This window comes from Arthrobacter sp. HLT1-20 (assembly GCF_054510895.1).
Genome location: NZ_JBTNDR010000013.1, coordinates 1 through 18,041, shown reverse-complemented (window position 1 = coordinate 18,041; position 18,041 = coordinate 1). Strand labels below are relative to the sequence as shown.

General features: G+C 61.2%; 16 protein-coding genes. 14 read left to right on the top strand and 2 right to left on the bottom strand.

The genetic code is table 11. From position 1 onward, the window contains the following. Positions 1-151 precede the first annotated feature (151 nt). From ACX80Q_RS08915 to ACX80Q_RS08850, 14 genes are all read left to right on the top strand, one after another. On the top strand, positions 152-2,164 hold the full coding sequence (locus ACX80Q_RS08915; protein WP_459330176.1) for a TPM domain-containing protein: 2,013 nt from the start codon (positions 152-154) through the stop codon (positions 2,162-2,164). A 215-nt stretch (positions 2,165-2,379) separates the two neighbouring features. After that, positions 2,380-3,156: a PspA/IM30 family protein gene (locus ACX80Q_RS08910; protein ID WP_459330175.1), complete on the top strand. Its 777-nt coding sequence runs from the start codon at positions 2,380-2,382 to the stop codon at positions 3,154-3,156. A gap of 193 nt (positions 3,157-3,349) precedes the next feature. Further along, positions 3,350-4,225 (top strand): helix-turn-helix transcriptional regulator, encoded by an 876-nt coding sequence (locus ACX80Q_RS08905; protein WP_459330174.1) that lies wholly within the window; start codon positions 3,350-3,352, stop codon positions 4,223-4,225. A gap of 149 nt (positions 4,226-4,374) precedes the next feature. Then, a complete protein-coding gene (locus ACX80Q_RS08900; RefSeq protein WP_459330173.1) occupies positions 4,375-4,785 on the top strand; it encodes a TOBE domain-containing protein in 411 nt (136 codons plus the stop codon). Further along, complete coding sequence (gene modA / locus ACX80Q_RS08895; RefSeq protein WP_459330172.1) at positions 4,782-5,636, top strand: molybdate ABC transporter substrate-binding protein; 855 nt, start codon at positions 4,782-4,784, stop codon at positions 5,634-5,636. The genes ACX80Q_RS08900 and modA overlap by 4 nt, the downstream gene beginning before the upstream one ends. After that, complete coding sequence (locus ACX80Q_RS08890; RefSeq protein ID WP_459330171.1) at positions 5,614-6,471, top strand: ABC transporter permease; 858 nt, start codon at positions 5,614-5,616, stop codon at positions 6,469-6,471. Before modA ends, ACX80Q_RS08890 begins: the two co-directional genes overlap by 23 nt. Beyond that, on the top strand, positions 6,468-7,550 hold the full coding sequence (locus ACX80Q_RS08885) for a sulfate/molybdate ABC transporter ATP-binding protein (protein ID WP_459330170.1): 1,083 nt from the start codon (positions 6,468-6,470) through the stop codon (positions 7,548-7,550). The genes ACX80Q_RS08890 and ACX80Q_RS08885 overlap by 4 nt, the downstream gene beginning before the upstream one ends. 486 nt (positions 7,551-8,036) lie before the next feature. After that, positions 8,037-8,741 carry a helix-turn-helix transcriptional regulator gene (locus ACX80Q_RS08880; RefSeq protein WP_459330169.1) on the top strand — a complete coding sequence of 235 codons (705 nt, stop codon included), beginning with the start codon at positions 8,037-8,039 and terminating at the stop codon, positions 8,739-8,741. Beyond that, complete coding sequence (locus tag ACX80Q_RS08875; RefSeq protein ID WP_459330168.1) at positions 8,738-9,871, top strand: PLP-dependent cysteine synthase family protein; 1,134 nt, start codon at positions 8,738-8,740, stop codon at positions 9,869-9,871. The genes ACX80Q_RS08880 and ACX80Q_RS08875 overlap by 4 nt, the downstream gene beginning before the upstream one ends. Positions 9,872-9,952: 81 nt before the next feature. Next, positions 9,953-10,432, top strand: coding sequence for a RidA family protein (locus ACX80Q_RS08870; protein ID WP_459330167.1), 480 nt, complete (start codon positions 9,953-9,955; stop codon positions 10,430-10,432). A gap of 82 nt (positions 10,433-10,514) precedes the next feature. Beyond that, positions 10,515-11,645: a cystathionine gamma-synthase gene (locus ACX80Q_RS08865; RefSeq protein WP_459330166.1), complete on the top strand. Its 1,131-nt coding sequence runs from the start codon at positions 10,515-10,517 to the stop codon at positions 11,643-11,645. A gap of 95 nt (positions 11,646-11,740) precedes the next feature. Next, positions 11,741-12,562 (top strand): ABC transporter substrate-binding protein, encoded by an 822-nt coding sequence (locus ACX80Q_RS08860; RefSeq protein WP_459330165.1) that lies wholly within the window; start codon positions 11,741-11,743, stop codon positions 12,560-12,562. 90 nt (positions 12,563-12,652) lie between these two features. Then, on the top strand, positions 12,653-13,501 hold the full coding sequence (locus ACX80Q_RS08855) for an amino acid ABC transporter permease (RefSeq protein WP_459330164.1): 849 nt from the start codon (positions 12,653-12,655) through the stop codon (positions 13,499-13,501). 5 nt (positions 13,502-13,506) lie between these two features. Further along, positions 13,507-14,334: an amino acid ABC transporter ATP-binding protein gene (locus tag ACX80Q_RS08850; RefSeq protein ID WP_459330245.1), complete on the top strand. Its 828-nt coding sequence runs from the start codon at positions 13,507-13,509 to the stop codon at positions 14,332-14,334. Positions 14,335-14,740: 406 nt separating this feature from the next. Here the strand turns inward: ACX80Q_RS08850 and ACX80Q_RS08845 are convergent, their stop codons facing one another. Both ACX80Q_RS08845 and ACX80Q_RS08840 read right to left on the bottom strand, forming a co-directional pair. Further along, complete coding sequence (locus ACX80Q_RS08845; RefSeq protein WP_459330163.1) at positions 14,741-15,838, bottom strand: pyridoxal-phosphate-dependent aminotransferase family protein; 1,098 nt, start codon at positions 15,836-15,838, stop codon at positions 14,741-14,743. A gap of 845 nt (positions 15,839-16,683) precedes the next feature. Further along, complete coding sequence (locus ACX80Q_RS08840) at positions 16,684-17,835, bottom strand: DEAD/DEAH box helicase (protein WP_459330162.1); 1,152 nt, start codon at positions 17,833-17,835, stop codon at positions 16,684-16,686. Positions 17,836-18,041: the final 206 nt, after the last annotated feature.

Here is an 18,041-nt window from a genome sequence, read left to right as displayed (position 1 = left end):
AGGTTCGTCTGCTTCCATTATGGCCCAGCACCGGCACCCGCTGAGTTTTCCGTTGAGCGAAAGTCCATGGACGCGCGGCGAAACGGCCCCATAGTATCGTGTGAAGTATTAAGGCCGAACCACGTCATGGCCCTACGTCAAAAGGTGAGCGATGTTTTCACGGTTGAAGGTATTTTCTCCATTTCTAACAGCATTGGCTTTGGCGGCTTTCCTGCTGGTTCCTGCCGGGATTGCCCAGGCTGAACCCCCTGTCACCATTCCCCCGGGCACGTTCGTGGTTGACAACGCCAAGGTGCTGGGCAATGACAAAACAAAGGTTCAGTCCGCCATTGACAAGCTGGCCCAGGACCACGGGCTGACGTTCTTTGTTGTGTACGTGGATTCCTTTGATGGCCTCAGCGGCGAGGTTTGGGGCACCGAGGTGGCCACCACCAAGCAGCTGGGTGCCAACGACGCCCTCCTGGTGGTTGCCGTCAAGGACAGGAAATATGCGCTCCTGGCGGACACCTCAGTGATCCCCGACGAGAAGAACCAGTACATTCAAGCCAACGCCATCAAGCCCCAACTGGCCGCTAGCAACTGGGCGCAGGCCGCCATTGATGCTGCCGGGGCCTTGGGCGACGCGGCCGGTGGCGGCAAGGGCGATGTCCCCGACCCCACTGGCGGCTTGGTGGCCTTGGGCATTGGCGGTGCTGTGGTGGTTGGCGGCGCCGGCACGGCCCTGTACATTCGCAACAAACGCAGGAAGGCGGCTGCCGAGGCCACAGCCAAAGGCTTCGGGCCCGACGGAAAACCGCTGGATCCCAATGCCGGCATGTCCATAGCAGAGTTGAAGTCAAAGGCGGGCTCACTCTTGATTGCCGCCGACGACGCCATCAACACCAGCGAACACGAGATCGGTTTTGCCCAAGCATCGTACGGGGAGGAGGCTGTCAAGCCATTCCAAGCGGCTTTGGACAGTGCCAAGGCGCACCTGACCGAGTCCTTCAAGCTGCAGCAGCAACTCGATGATGAAATTCCCGACACAATAGAGCAGCAGCGCCAGTGGCTGGGTGAAATTATCAAGCGCAGCGAAGATGCCAATGCCGCCTTGAATGCCGAAAAAGCAGCCTTTGACGAACTGCGAGAGCTGGAGCGAACCGCCCCTGCCGTGCTGAGCAGCATCCGCACCCAAGCCGGCCAGGCCCGAACAGTTGTGGCGGAGGCTGAACAAAAACTGGCCGCCCTGACCTCACAGTATTCCGATTCGGCCGTGGCCCCCGTGCGGGACAATGTGGCACAGGCCAAGGAACGCCTTGACTTTGTTGACACGGCGGCCGCCGACGCCGACGCAAAGCTTGCGGCCGGGCAAACCGCTGCTGCAGCGGTTTCCGTGAAGGCTGCCGAGGAAAGCCTGTTGCAGTCAGGTGTTTTGCTCGAGGCAATCGCCAAAACAGGGGCCGCCATCGGAGACGCCGCCAAGACGCTGGAAACGGCGCTTCCGGCAGCCGTGGGCGACCTGGAGCAGGCCAAGGCCATGGTGTCCACCCAGGAATTTGCCCGCTACGCCCCCACCGTCCATGCGGCAGAGGGAGTGCTCAACGATGTGCGCATGCAAAAGGCCGGGGGAAAGCCGGATCCGCTCGCCATGATGGCTGCCGTGCAAGCGGCCCACGGCCAGCTCGATGAGCTGTTGACAGGCATCCGCGACCAGCAGCAGCAGGCCTTGCGCGCCCAGGCAGCCCTGCAACAAACCCTGGCTGGCGCGCAAGCCACCATCGCCACGGCCAAGGACTTTATTGCGGCCCGGCGAGGAGGGGTTGGATCCTCCGCCCGGACACGTTTGTCCGAGGCTGAAAGAAACTTTGACTACGCGCTATCGATTGCCGAATCGGACCCCAGCAACGCCTTGAGCTACGCTCAACAGGCCCAGGAGCTGGCCAAACAAGCCATCCAATACGCCCAAAATGACGTTGACAGTTTTGGCGGCGGCGGCCGTGGCGGCGGTTCCATGGGCGGCGGCATGGGCGGGGCAATCCTGGGCGGCATCATTGGCGGATTGCTCTCCGGCGGTGGCGGCGGAGGATTCGGTGGTGGCGGCTTCGGCGGAGGTGACGGCGGCGGCTTCGGCGGAGGAGGTGGTGGCGGTGGTGGCGGCTTCGGCGGAGGAGGCGGCAACTTCTAGCCCGGACCTGCCCGTCGCATGAGCCGCCCACAACGCAACATGACGGCAGGCAGCGGCCGGGAAATCCGGCGTCGTGCCATCATGGCATTGCACTGGAAAGCAACTTGTGGCAAGAATTGGGGAAGGCCCAACGGACTCGTGTCTTCACCGGGTACCTCTGGCAACACCTGTTCACGTTTTTATTGGATGTACAACAGCACAATAAGGGGATAAGAATGGCAAAGCAGTCAATTTTTGGCCGGATCGCACAGTTGACCAAGGCCAATATCAATGCGTTGTTGGACCAGGCCGAGGATCCGCAGAAAATGCTCGATCAGATGGTGCGCGACTACAAGTCCAACATCATCGAGGCACAAGGCGCTGTTGCCCAAACCATTGGCAACCTGCGCATGCTCGAGGACGACTACAACGAGGATGTCAAGGCCTCCCAGGACTGGGGTTCCAAGGCACTCGCAGCCAGCCGCAAGGCCGACGAATTCCGTGCCGCAGGCAATGCCGCTGACGCACAGAAGTTCGACAACCTGGCAAAGGTTGCCCTGCAGCGCCAAATCACCGCCGAGAACGAGGCCCGCTCCGCCGAGCCCACCATCGCCGCCCAGAACGAGGTTGTGGACAAGCTCAAGACGGGCCTGACGCAGATGGAGGGCAAGCTCAACGAGCTGGCCAACAAGCGCAACGAGCTCATTGCCCGTTCCAAGACGGCCGCCGCCCAAACCCAGGTCAATGACGCGCTCAAGAGCATCGACATCATGGATCCCACCAGCGAGGTCAGCCGCTTCGAAGAGAAGATCCGTCGCGAGGAAGCCAAGGTCCGCGGCCAGAATGAGCTTGCCGCCTCCAGCCTGGATGCCCAGTTCAACTCTCTGGAGGATTTGGGCGAGCAGACTGAGGTTGAAGCCCGCCTGGCGGCCCTGAAGGCAGGCGGCACGCCGACGGCCGCTGCCATTGCTGCGCCCACCAAACTGGATGAGTCTGAGTTCGACAAGCTCTAACAGGCAGCTCTAGCAGGCAGCTCTAACAGAGGGAACCGCATCGCCTGGCGATGCGGTTCCCTCTGCTGTTCTGACGACGTTGTTCCTACAACTGCATGAATGCCGCCACGGCCGGGCCTGTGAAACCATCCTAGGACCGGCAGTCCTCCCTTGATGCTGGCATGCCGGGCGTTGGCCGAGGCAGAATGGAGGCATGGGTCAAAGCATTGAATTCGGCAGGTTCCTCTCAGCCATGCGGTCCCGGCTGCAACCAGAGCCGGGGGCCAAACTGACAAGCCGCCGCGTGCCGGGGTTGCGCCGCGAGGAGGTGGCCCGGCTGGCGGACGTGTCAACCGACTACTACACGCGGTTGGAGCAGGGCCGCAACATCCACCCCTCACGCTCGGTGCTGCTGTCGGTGGCGCGCGCCCTGCAATTGAACGACGCCGAATCCACCCACATGTTCGACCTCCTGGAAAACTGCGGCGGGCAGGCCACCAACCCGCCGGCGGCCCAAAGAGTGCGGGCCTCAATGCGCCAGCTGCTGGACGCGGTGGGTGAGGTGCCCGCCGTCGTACTGGGGCGGCGGACCGACGTGCTGGCGAGCAACCGCATGGCCCGCCTGCTCTTTGCCGATTTCCCCGCCATGGCACGGGAGCAACGCAACTACACGCGCTGGATCATGCTGGATCCGGGGGCGCGGCAGATGTTCCGGGACTGGCACTCGGCAGCCTCGGATGCTGTGGCCACGTTGCGGGCCGACATTGGCCGGCACCCGGGGGATCCGGCAGCCACGGCGCTGGTGGGCGAGCTTGCCGTCAACAGCGAGGAATTCCGCCAGTGGTGGGCGCGGCACACGGTGACCCGCAAATCCTCCGGCACCCTGGCGCTGCATCACGGCGTGGTGGGCGACGTGGACGTTGATTTTGAGCACCTGCTGCTGCCCGACGATCCCGAACAGAGCCTGCGCATCTACACGGCCAAGAACGGTTCCCCCGCCCTCGACGCACTCAAACTGCTCTCCTCGTGGGGCGAGAGTTCCGCGCCCTTGAGCCATCCGCTGTCCACCTCCAGTGAAGGAATCAGCTGAGCATGCTGTTCTGACCTTTGGTCCGCATTGCAGGTGGCTGCGGACCCTGGACGATGCCCTGACCACGGACCAGCACGGCACGCATAGATTTCATCGTTTACGGATCAATACCCGCTTCCAATCCGCATTTGAGGAGGTAGACTGCGGTTATGGCACTTATTCGCGTTTCCGAGGCGGCCCGGTTCCTTGGCGTCAGTGATGACACCGTTAGGCGCTGGCTGGAGAACGGCACCCTCCACGGCAGCAAGGACCAGCAGGGACGCATGGTGGTGGCCGGTGTGGAGCTGGCCGCCCTGGCGAAGAAGCAGGCCCAGCTGCCGGCGGACCCCACGCGGATCGGCAGCTCGGCCCGTAACCGCTTTGTGGGGCTGGTGACCAACATTGTGATGGACAAGGTCATGGCCCAGGTGGAACTCCAATGCGGCCCCTTCCGCGTTGTCTCGCTCATGAGCAGCGAGGCTGTCAGGGACTTGAAACTTGAACTTGGTTCGGTGGCTACGGCGGTAGTGAAATCCACCAATGTCATCATCGAAGTGCCTCACGCGGGGAGCGAATCATGAAACTTTTCCCAGCTTCATCCGCTGGCCTGACGTCCCTTGGTGCGTACCGTCTGCGGCGTGCGACTGTTATTGCCCTGCTGGCCCTGAGTGTGGCTGGCTGCGCCCCCGCGGGCACCACCGGGGCAGATGGAACCCCGGGTGCCAGCAACGCCCCCAACTCCTCGGCAGCTGAACTCTCCGGCAGCTTGAATGTCTATGCTGCGGCATCACTGAAGACGACCTTTACTCAATTGGCTGCCCAGTTCGAGGCGCAACATCCACTCGTCGTGGTTTCCTTGAGCTTTGACGGCTCCTCCACCCTTGTCACCCAAATCATCCAGGGCGCACCGGCCGATGTCTTCGCCTCGGCGGATACGGCAAGCATGACCAAACTCAGCGATACCGGGCTGGCCAAGGGCTCCCCCGTGGACTTTGCCAGCAATGTTCTGACTCTTGTGGTGCCCCCGGACAATCCGGCCAACATCACCAGCTTTGCCGACGTTGCCAAGTCCGGGGTGAAACTGGTGGTTTGCGCACCCAAGGTTCCCTGCGGCGCAGCCAGCCAGTCGGATGCCGCCAGCGCAGGCCTGGCACTCAAGCCCGTCAGTGAGGAGCTTTCCGTCACGGGGGTCCTGGGCAAGGTCACCTCCGGGGAAGCCGACGCCGGGCTGGTCTATGTCACCGATGCCAAGGCGGCCGGGGCAAAGGTTCTCAGCATTCCCTTAGATCTGCCCAAGCCAACCGTCAACCACTACCCCATTGCCGCCGTCGGATCTTCCAAGGTCCCGCTCCTGGCCCAGGGTTTCATGAACCTGGTGACCGGCACCCAGGGGCAAAAGGCGCTTCAGGATGCCGGCTTTGGCACCCCCTAGGACTTCCCCGCAACGGCAACCCCTGTGGGGCTACACGGCAGTTCCACGCTGGATCTACGCGGTGGCAGCAGCCGGCGCCCTATTGATCCTGCTGCCGCTCATAGGCATGGTGTCCCAGGTCAATTGGGGCCAGTTCCTGGCGCTGGTCAGCTCGGAGTCGTCCGTGGCGGCACTGCTTCTGAGCCTGAAAACCGCCGCCGCGAGCACCCTCCTGTGCATCCTTTTTGGAGTCCCGCTGGCCCTGGTGCTGGCGCGGTCGCAGTTTGTTGGCCAGCGTGTTTTGCGGGCCTTGATCCTGCTTCCCCTAGTGGTGCCGCCCGTGGTGGGGGGACTGGCACTGCTGTACACCTTTGGCCGGCAGGGGCTGCTGGGGCAATCACTGCAGGTTCTGGGCATCGAGATTGCGTTCTCCACCGCCGCCGTTGTCATGGCCCAGACGTTCGTGGCTCTGCCCTTTCTAGTGCTGAGCCTGGAAGGCACACTGCGCACAGCGGGTCAAAGGTATGAGGCCGTGGCTGCCACGCTCGGTGCACGGCCCAGCACCGTGCTGCGCCGCATCACGCTGCCTCTGGTGTTGCCCGGTCTGGTCTCCGGCGCCGTGCTGGCGTTTGCCCGAAGCCTGGGTGAATTTGGCGCCACCTTGACCTTTGCGGGGAGTTTGCAGGGCGTCACCCGCACACTTCCGCTGGAGATTTACCTGCAACGGGAGACTGATCCCGAGGCTGCCGTGGCGCTGTCCTTCCTGCTCATTGCCGTGGCCGCCGTGGTGGTTGCCGTGAGCTACCGTGCCCCACGATCGCCGCTGCGCACGGTGCTGGCCGGGCCCGCGTCATGACGCTGGAGCTCAAGGCCGTCATCGCCGCACGCACCGTGGATGTTGCCCTCACAGTGGGGCCCACGGAAACCCTTGCCGTCATGGGCCCCAATGGCGCCGGCAAATCGTCAGTGGTCCAGGTGCTCGCCGGCCTGCTCAAGCCCGATTCCGGCCACGCCACGCTGGACGGACGGCCCCTGTTCCAGCTCTCCCCCGGCACCACCTGGCTGCCGCCGCATGCACGCGGGCTGGGCGTCCTGGCCCAGGATCCGCTGCTGTTTCCGCATCTAAGTGTGCTGGAAAACGTTGCCTTCGGCCCCCGCAGCCAGGGCCGCAGCAAGGCGGCAAGCCGCGAGTCCGCCCGGCGTTGGCTTTGTGACGTGGACGCCGCGGAGCTGTCCTCCCGACTGCCGGCCGAGCTCTCCGGAGGACAGGCGCAGCGGGTCGCCCTGGCCCGGGCACTGGCCACCGACCCCGAGCTGTTGCTGCTCGATGAGCCCATGGCTGCCCTGGACGTCAACCATGCACCATTCCTGCGCAGCCTGCTCAAGCGTGTGCTGGCCGGGCGCCGCGCCATCATCGTCACCCACAGCGTGCTGGACGCCCTCCTGCTGGCCGACCGGATTGTGGTTATGGACGGCGGGCGGATGGTTGAGTCGGGCCCCACCGCCACGGTCCTGACCCACCCCCGCAGCGCCTTTGCCGCATCCCTGGCCGGCCTGAACGTGCTGCGGGGAACCCTGCGCGGACCCTCCCTTGTGATGGCCGACGGCGTACTCGTCGCCGGACGCGACGGCGCCGCTTCCGACCAAGCCGCCCCGTCGGCTCAAGTACCTCCGACGAATGGCGGGCAAGAGGGCATGGCCGCGTTCGCGCCGTCGTCCGTGTCTGTATTCCTGACACCCCCGCACGGCAGCCCGCGCAATGTTTTCAAGGTGCGGGTGACCGAGCTGGAGCCGCACGGGGACCACATCCGGGTCCGCGCCGGGGCCCTGGCGGCGGACATCTCCCCAGCGGCCACGGCCGAGCTGGGCCTGGGGCCGGGCGCCGAGGTGTTCTTTGTGGTCAAGGCCGCAGAAGTGGCGTTGTACCCGGCCTAGGGTTGCCGAGGCAGGTTCGGAAACTGCGCACCCTGTCAGGGTGAAGATTCGTACCAGCCGAACCGACCCGTGCAGCTCATCTAGTGGTGTGCCCCCATCTTGCATGGTGGATTGAGCGGGCCGCTGCACCTGATCCGTCCATGCGCGTACAGCCCTGCCATGTTCCGGTCTATTGCCACACTCCTCGCGCGTCGGACGAGCGGAAAATCCGCGCTCAGAACAGCGTCGAGGGCGGACAACGACAAATCCACAGCCATCGGGGCACCGTAATCCGGCGCCGCAGCACGGCGCATGCAGCTGCTTCCGGGCCACACGTACCCAGCACCGGCCTGCCAGTGAAGGGATCAGAAGTTCACCGGCGTCGCAACACTGTCGAAATATTTCTTAACAAACTTTGCCAATATCTGTTGACCAGTTCAAAGAGGAGTTGTAATGTTCGACAGCAAGTAGTGATCTTCAACACATTGTTTAGAAGGAGGTGCAGATATGTCGCATGACCTGACAGCTTCCATGCCAGCGCTGACCGAGGTGAACAGCGACACCCGGGAGCTCATCTTCAACATCCTTTCCCAGCTGGTGGAGCCACTGGCCCAAGCTCTGGGACCCGCCGAAGTCATAGTCCACGATCTTTCCAATCTCGATGCATCGGTCAAGGCCATCAGCGGCAACCTCACTGGCCGCTCACCAGGGGACCCTGCCACGAACCTGCTGATCAGGTTGGTCAAGGCCGGCGCTCCTTCCCATGTCATTAGCTACCGGACGGAGTTGCCCGGACATCGCGACGCACTCTCCAGCACCATCATCGTTCGCGATCCCTCAGATGGCAGCCCTGTTGCCGCCCTATGCTTCAACGTCGACATCAGCGAGTTGGCGGCAGCACGTGATTCGATCACGCGGATCCTTGACTCGTATCCAACCACCCCGGACCATTCCGGCAGCGCTGAACGCATGGAGACCTTCCCGAGCAGCGTCCACGAACTCCTCGATGATGCGGTGCGAAACGCCATCAAAAAGGTGGGAATCGAAGTGGCGCTCATGAAGAAGCCACACAAGCTCACAGTGGTTTCAGAGCTGGCTGACCGCGGCGTATTCCAGATTAGGGATGCCGTTGAGTTCGTTGCCGAAAAACTCGATGTGTCGCGGTTCACCATTTATAACTACCTCAACGAAATCGAGGCCGAATCAGAATGACTACCGTTGACACTCATCCCGCAGAGATCCTGGGTGACCACGACACCTTGGACGTTGACCGCTACGATGCCGGCTACCGCCGGTGGCTCGCCGAAGCGATCAGGGTGGTCAAAGCAGAGGGCACCCGATCAGCTGACACCCACTTGCTGCAACTTCCCATCCTCGCGAAACGGGGAATCGACATCTATCTCAAGGATGAGTCGACCCATTTGACGGGGTCCCTCAAGCACCGGCTTGCGCGCTCTTTGTTCCTGTACTCCCTGGCCAACGGTTGGATTCGTCCCGGCAAACCCATAGTCGAGGCATCCAGCGGGTCAACGGCCGTGTCGGAGGCTTACTTTGCTGCGCTCATTGGTAATCCGTTTGTCGCCGTCATGGCCAAGTCGACGTCCACCGAAAAGGTAAGACTCATTCAAGCCCATGGCGGAGTCTGTCACTTCGTTGACAAGCCCCACGAGGTGTATGCGGAAGCAGCCAGGCTCGCTGCGGAAACCGGCGGGCACTACATGGACCAGTTCACCTACGCCGAACGCGCAACCGACTGGCGCAGCAACAACAACATCGCGGAGTCGATCTTTCGGCAGATGGAATCGGAACGGTTTCCCGAACCCACCTGGATCGTTGCCACAGCTGGAACAGGCGGAACCTCGGCCACCATCGCCCGTTACGTGCACTTCACTGGCCGGTCAACGGGTATTTGCGTCGCCGACCCCGAGAATTCGGCATTCATGCCCGGCTGGAGCGGAGGAGACGATTCGGTGGTAACCGACGTCGGCTCACGGATCGAGGGCATCGGGCGGCAGCGTGTGGAGCCAAGCTTCGTCGGATCTGCCGTAGACCGGATGATGTCCGTACCGGACGCCGCCTCCATCGCCACGATTCGCGTCTTTGATGAGCTGATTGGCCGCAAAGTCGGAGCATCCACGGGGACGGGTTTGTGGGCTGCCTGCAGGATCGCGGCCCAGATGATCCGGCGGGGAGAGTCCGGAAGCATCGTTGCCCTGCTCTGCGACGGCGGCGAGCGCTATGCGGACAAGTACTACAACGACGAATGGCTTGCACGCCAAAACCTGGTTCTTGAGCCCTACAAGGGCCAGTTGCGTGACTTCCTCAGTGGCGAAACGCCCTAGAAAAACCAGCCCTGACCTTTCAAGCAACCCGTTGTTAGCACCTTTCCCGGCACACCCGGCACCCCACCTAGGAGACCTTCCATGACAACAACCATGCCTGCCTCAGAACGAATCATCAACCTGGACATCAGTCTGCACCGAGTACCCGCGCCGCTTGCCGCCTACGTTCCGGCTAGAAGGGTCGGTGAGTTTATTTACACGGCCGGCCAACTGCCCTTCGAGGACGGTGTGCTCGTGTCCACCGGAGCTGTCAACGCCGACAACCTGGACTTGGCCCAGCGTGCGGCCCGGCAAAGTGCCATCAACGCCGTCGCTGCCATCAGCGAGTTGGCAGGAGGCCTGGACAACGTCACCGAGGTGGTCAAGGTTGTCGGGTTTGTGGCTTCCTCCTCCTCTTTCCATGACCAGCCTGCCGTGATCGACGGCGCCAGCAATGTCCTGCTGGAAATTTTCGGTGCGGAAATCGGCCAGCACGCACGCAGCGCCGTCGGAGTCAGCGCACTCCCCCGCGACGCATCCGTGGAAGTAGAACTAATCGTGCGGGTCGCCACCGGCAAGTAGAGGTCTATTGGACGCCGCAATACCCTGCGGCCGGTATCGGCCGCCCACAGACTTTCACCCTTCTCACCATAAAGGACACACCATGGATCTTTCGCTTGAATTCGCTACCCGGGCCATCCACGCCGGCCAAGAACCAGACCCCACCACCGGGGCCGTCATTCCGCCCATCTACCAGGTGTCAACCTTCAAACAGGACGGTGTTGGAAACCTGCGAAACGGCTACGAATACAGCAGGGCCGGAAACCCCACCCGGACCATGTTGGAGGAGTGCCTGGCCTCGCTGGAAAAGGGTAAGCGAGCTCTCGCTTTTGCCAGCGGGCTGGCCGCGGAGGACTGCGTCATCCGCTCTGTCTGCGCCCCGGGCGACCGCATCATCGTCCCCACCGACGCTTACGGCGGAACCATTCGCCTGTTCAGCAAAGTCCTGTCCCGGTGGGGCATCCAGACCGAAGCTGTGGATCTCAGCGACACCGAAGCACTCCGCGAAGCCTTGCAGGTTCCAACCCGTCTCGTTTGGTGCGAATCACCAACGAACCCGATGCTGAAGGTGACGGACCTTGCCAGACTCGTTGAAATCAGTCACGCAGCCGGCGCTCTCGTCGTCGTGGACAACACGTTCGCTTCACCGGTGCTTCAGCAGCCCCTGGAGCTCGGCGTGGATATTGTGATGCACTCAACCACGAAGTACATTGGTGGACACTCCGACGTCATAGGCGGGGCGCTGATCACCAACAATGACGAGCTCGCCGAGGAAATGCGGTTCCATCAGTTCGCCGTGGGCGCCGTCCCCGGCCCGTTTGATGCCTGGCTGACTGTGCGAGGCATCAAAACACTTGATGTGCGCATGCAGCGCCACTGCGACAATGCCGAAGAGATCGTGCAGTTCCTGCAACAGCACCCGGGCGTGGAGAAGGTCTACTACCCGGGCCTGGACGGCAATGAGCTCCACCAGATGCGCCGCGGCGGAGGCATGATCTCCTTCCAGGTCGCAGGCGGTGAAGAGAAGGCACTGGAAGTCTGCAACAGCACCCGTCTCTTTACTCTTGCGGAATCACTCGGCGGCGTTGAATCGCTGATCGAGCTGCCAGGGCGCATGACGCATCACGGCCTCCGCGGCACCCCCTCGGAAGTCCCGCCAAACCTCATACGTTTGTCCGTCGGCATTGAAGCGTCCGCAGACCTCATCGAAGACCTCGGCAAAGCGCTCGCCTGAAACTTGCCCACGGGCAACCCACCGTTTCCACCACATTTCCAGCCGTATCCCTGTGTTACTTACACTCCGGCACACCCATTAGAAGGAGCCCTTCCTTGCAGTCATTCAGAAAGTTCCAAACGGCCACCATTGCGGCACTGTCCTTGTTCGCCCTCGCTGCCTGCGGGTCCGGGTCCCAGGCCGCGGTCAACACCTCCGCCGGTACCGCCGACGGGGTATCCCTTGTCTCGCCCGGAAAACTGACTGTGTGCACCCACCTGCCGTACGCACCTTTCGAATCCAACGACGATTCCGGCAAGGCCATTGGATTCGACATCGACATGATGGATTTGATTGCCACGCGTCTGGGCGCAGTGGTGTCCGTGGTCGACACACCCTTCGAAGGCATCAAGTCCGGCGAAGACATGAACACGGGAAAATGCGATATCGCAGCTGCCGGCATGACGATCACCGAGGCGCGGCAGAAGGTCGTCCTGTTCTCCGAGCCATACTTCGATGCAACTCAGGCTCTCCTCGTTCAGTCCGGCGCACCAACCTCACTTGCCGCGCTCAGCGGCAAGAAACTTGGCGCCCAGACGGCCACCACCGGCCTAGATTACGCCAACAAGAACAAGGCTGATTGTGCGTGCAGCATTGTCGAGTTCCAGGACTTGGCCTCACAGACTCAGGCGCTCCTGACAGGACAGGTCGATGCGGCCATCAATGACCTCCCGGTCTGGTCCGAAGTGACAAAGAACAACCCCGGCAAAGCCTCGATCTCAGCCCAGTTCGACACTGGTGAGCAGTACGGCTTCGCCATGAAGTTGGACAACGCAGCGCTCAAGAAGGTCACAGATGAGGTCCTGGCCAAAGCCAAGAGCGACGGCAGCTACGACAAGATCTACACCAAGTGGATTGGAGAGGTCCCGAAGAGTTGATCGACTAGAACCATGTTGGTCGGTTGGGAGCGATCCCAACCGACCGCGCTGTGACCATCCACGCAACTGCAGGGCACCAGTGAGGCAATCATGAACACACAAATTAAGCAGGCCCCGCCGGCCATCGCGGCTCCCCCGTCCAAACCACGATTCTCCCGGCGTCAGAAGGCCAGCCTAGGGCGAGGACTTCAGTACACAGTCGGAATCGTCATTCTCGCTATCATCGTGGCCAACACCGATTGGCCCTCCTTCAGCGCCTCCTTCCTGAGAACCGACATCTTCCTGCGGATGCTTCCCCGGGTCATCACCGTTGGACTCGTGAACACCGCGATCTACACTCTGCTGGCCTTCATCTTTGCCTTCGTGGTAGGGCTCTTGTTGGCCATGATGAGATTGAGCTCTGTGGGTCCCTACCGCTGGTTTGCCACATGTTACATCGAGTTTTTCCGTGGCGTTCCATCATTGGTGGTGCTCTTCATGGTGGCCTACGGAATACCCAACGCGTTTCCCGGATTCCAATTTCCAGGGGACAAATACGGCATGATTATGGTGGGTCTGGGTGTCACAGCTGCCGCCTACATGGCAGAAACCTTCCGCGCCGGCATTCAAGCCGTACCCAAGGGGCAAATTGAGGCCGCCCGCAGCTTGGGCATGAGCCACACCCGCACCCTGGCAACGGTTGTCATTCCACAAGCATTCCGCATCGTGATTCCGCCACTGACAAACGAACTGATTCTGCTCGTCAAGGACTCCTCACTGGTCTATGTTGTGGGCGTCACCGCAGGACAGTATGAACTCACGAAGTTCGCCCAGGACTTCCTCAATCGTTCCGTGAACGCCACCCCACTGATCGTCTGCGCACTGTGCTACCTCGCGATCACTCTCCCCCTGTCCATGCTCGTGCGCAAGCTCGAACGCCGCTACGCGAAAGCCCGCTGATGACGATGACCACACCAACGATGGCGACACAGAGCGCCCCTGCCTCTCACGCGATCTCAATCCGCAACTTGAAAAAAAGCTTCGGACCCATCGAAGTGTTGAAGGATATTTCCCTCGATGTCGAACCGGGTGAGGTGGTTTGCATCATTGGCCCTTCGGGATCGGGAAAGTCCACGCTGCTGCGCTGTGTGAACCTGCTGGAGGTACCCACCTCAGGCACCATCTGTGTCGGGTCGGAGGAAATTACCCACCCAGACGCCTACTTGGATGGCATCCGCCAGCGTATTGGCATGGTGTTCCAATCCTTCAACCTCTTTCCACACTTGACTGTGTTGGAAAACCTCACCATTGCGCAACGGGGTGTCCTCAAACGCCCCAAGAAGGAGGCCCAGGAAGTTGCCCGCAAAAACCTTCACCGGGTTGGTCTGTCCCACCGGGAACACGCGTACCCGGCGCAACTCTCCGGCGGACAACAGCAGCGGGTGGCCATAGCGCGGTCGCTCTCAATGGACCCGCAACTAATGCTGTTCGATGAGCCGACGTCGGCGCTGGACCCTGAGCTCGTCGGTGAAGTTCTGGCCGTCATGAAGTCGCTCGCAGCCGAGGGTATGACGATGATAATCGTCACCCACGAAATGGCCTTTGCCCGGGAAGTGGCAAATCGCGTCATTTTCATGGACGGAGGTTACGTTGTTGAACAAGGGCCTGCCCGCGATGTCATCGGTGACCCTCAGGAGGAACGGACAAAATCTTTCTTGCACCGTGTGCTCGATCCGATGGTCATCACCCCGGCTGAAGTATCCGATGACCAGACTGGTGCCGCGTCATTGTGATGCCTCCCCTGCCAACAAGCCATCGGCCTGAGTAAGGGCATACTTCACCTGCGGAAAATGCATGGGGCCACGGCCCCATGCATTTTCCGTTGATTCCCCCACAGTCAAGATGAACCTACTGTCAAGATCAGCAACGGCAGTTCCATGGTTCTAGCTTGCGGCATCACTAATAAGTAATCGCTGAAACACTCGCCGTTCTAGGCCGAGGGTTGTCCTCATCTGGTTGCCCCCGGACAGCGGAGGTACGAGAGCCTCAAGGGACGCACAAGCACGGCCTCTTTTCCCCCTGCTGCATTGTCAGAGTCGTGTGCGGGGTAATTGCGTCACAATAAGTGTGACTGACGCTCTTGCGGGGTGCCCTTCTTTTGATCAGACCACCGGGCTGGCGTTGTACCCGGCCTAGCACCTACGCCTTCGCGATGGCCTCCTTGAGCGCCGCCAGGACGAACACCACTGAGGCGTTGTTGGCGTTGGGGCCCATCATGCCGATGCGCCACACGGAGGAGGCGAACTGGCCCACGCCGGCACCAATTTCCATGCTGAAGTTCTCTAGGAGGTAGGCGCGCACGGCGGCTGAATCGACGCCCTCGGGCACGCGGACAGTGGTCAGCGACGGCAGCCGGAAGCCCTCCGCGGCGAACAGTTCCAGACCCATCTCCTGAAGCCCGTCCTGGAGAGCCAGGCCTGCGGCGGCGTGGCGGGCCTGGACGGCGTTGAGACCCTCCCCCAGCACCCTGTTCAGGCCGGCCTCAAGGCTGGCGATCATGGGCACCGGGGCCGTGTGGTGGTAGGTCCGCTTGCTGCCCCCGGCCGCACCGACGTAGCCGCCAAGCAGGCCCAGGTCTAGGTACCAGGACTGGGGGTCCTTGATGCGGCGCTCAAACGCGGCGTCGGAAATGGTGAACGGCGACAGGCCCGGGGCCACGCCCAGGCACTTTTGCGTGCCGGCGTAGCCTACGTCGATGCCCCAGTCGTCGGCGAGCAGTTCCAGACCGCCAATGGAGGTGACGGCGTCGGTGACGAGTAGGGCGCTGCCCTTGAGCCGGCCCAGCGCGGCAATATCGGAGCGCACGCCCGTTGATGTCTCGGCATGGACGGCGGCAATGACCTTGGGGTTTGGGTGTGCGGCGGCCACGCGTTCGGGGTCGATGGGCTGGCCCCATTCGTGGTCCACACGCACCACCTCGGCACCGGTGCGGCGCGCCACCTCACACATGCGCTCGCCAAAGAGTCCGTTGACAGCCACCACGGCCACATCCCCGGCACCCACGGTGTTCACGAACGCAGCCTCCATGCCGGCCGAACCTGTCCCGCTCAGCGGCAGGGTGCGGGCGTTGCTCGTGCCCCACACGTGGCGCAGCCCGGCGCAGGTGTTGTCCAACACCTCAAGGAACAGAGGATCCAAGTGCCCCAGCACGGGGTGCCCTAGGGCCTCAATGGCCTCCGGGTAGCAATTGCTGGGGCCGGGGCCGAACAGGTAGCGGAAAGTCAGCGGGCGGGACATGGCAACTCCTCGGGAGGTGGCGGATCACACACTCCAAGGGTACGTCCGTGGCGGCCGCGGGCGGGCTCCGCGTGTCCGGGGTGCTGCTGTTTACAGACATTCTTTGCGGCAGGAAAACGAAAAACCCCCGGCCGTTGGGCCGAGGGTTTTCCTCATCTGGTTGCCCTTTTGAGTGCTGACTTAAAAACTATGCAACGCCTGTCGGCTGACCTCTGTGAAATGGCGACTGGCGATCTACCCCTAGATCTAGCGGAAGATGGGGCTGCAGTGTCACCCCGGCAGCATCTACTGAGCCCAGATGAGGAAGCACAGGTCGTATCCTCGTACCTGGATGGTTGCACCGCCAAAGATGTAGCGGCACAATTCGGAATCCATCGGCTGACCGTCAGCCGCGCGGTGCGACGCGCCGGTGGCCGAGTGGGGCGAGAGCCGCTGACGCAGGCCGAGGTTGAACGTGCAACTGCCCTGTACTCCAGCGGACTGTCGTTGGCTGATGTCTCCACCAAATTATCACTCCCCCGTGAAAGCATTCGACGACAACTCATTCAGGCTGGTGTGACCATGCGAACCAAAGGCGGAGCAAAGAAGCAATCTAGGCGTTGACTGGGCTGACGGGCGCGTCATCCTCTCCTGAGAGTTTAAGCAGGAGAGCTAATTCGTGGAGCTTTTCGTGGGCGGTGGCCATGAATTTAGCACCACATTCACGACAATAGTGGCGCTCGTCTTGCCCTTCCTTTATCACGAGCATGACTTCGCCCTTAGCTAGCGGATGCTTCCTGTTACTCCTACAGGGATGCTGTTTTCCCGACTCGCGCACCGACATAGTCTTCAGGAGTGATTTTTGCCTAGTCATCGAAAAACTCGGCCTCCACTTGCTTCACTAGGCCGCTCAAACCAGCGATCAATGAATCTAGGTCTTGGCCCGAAAGCTCTGCTCGTTTTGTTACACCGCTAGGAGCCGCTCCTTTGATCTTCTTGTCGATCGCCCCCTTGAGAACTTCAAAGTTTGTCCTGCCACGCTTTGCCTTGTCGAGATCGTGCCCAGGGTATGCAAGTTTCCGAAACGCTAGGACCTGGCCGACAGCAGTCTTAACTAGGTCATCTAACTGCGACCGTTTTGCCTGCCGGCTCGCCTGCTTCGTTGGAGTCAATCGTTGAAGCTCTTCGAACTGTTCTGTCGTTACACCAAGTTCCGTGAGAACTTTGATCGCCTGCATCACTCTGTCGTTCCCAAGCAGTTCAATATTTTCGAGGCGTACTCCCGTCTGAGAAGTAATGGTCGGCAAAGGAGTCTCATCGACCTGTCTCGGCCTGGCACCCTCACCTGTAAGGATCGGTTCAACGAAATCTACATCCACAAGGTTGGCAAAATATTCCTGATCCGCATCGGCAAAATCAGTGAAGTCGTCCCAGACGCCAGTAATGTTACCGCCAACGTGGAACACGACTACTCCGTCGTTAACCTTGTCGAATGGATCAACGCCCGGGATTACTCGCATGATGCGCCCGACGAACTGCATGAATGGACCAAGGTTGCTGAAAATACTAAAGACGGCCGCAACCGACAGGTATGGGTGGTCGAACCCCTCGCCCAGTTTCCGAACTTGGACAATTACATCCAACTCATCATTCTCGAGTTTGGCGTGCACTTTTTGGTTCGCATTGCTGTCTTGTTTGCTGTGGACAAAGTCAGCACGGTAGTTACGTTCCCTGTATTTGGCAACGATCTGCTTGCAGTGGGCCATGTTGAGGGCTGAAGCAATAATCTTGAGTCGCTTTTCACCAGTTTCCTCGCGCATCTCGGACAGTTTCTGCAAGGACGCGTCAACGATCGTCGTCAACGTCTCGTCTGAGCTAACGATGCTGCGCCGGAATTTCGCATCTGTCTCGCCCAGTCGTCGAACCTCGTCAAGCGAAACCTCCACTTCCGTGTCGCCTTCGAATCGAACATACTTCAACGTCTGAGGACTCAATCGGTGGCCATTGACACGCTTCACGAATCCGTTCTTCACGGCCTCTGAAATTGGATAACTGTATATAATCTCACCGGACATAAGGCGGCCATCTGCACGAGCTGGCGTGGCGCTTACATGGCTCTTCCGGATTGAGGGTGTAGTGGGCTCCGCGGCATGGTGAGCTGAAGTTCGTTGAGTTGGTCCGAAACAAGGTGAGGGCCTTGGGAGAGAATCGGATTGTCTAGATC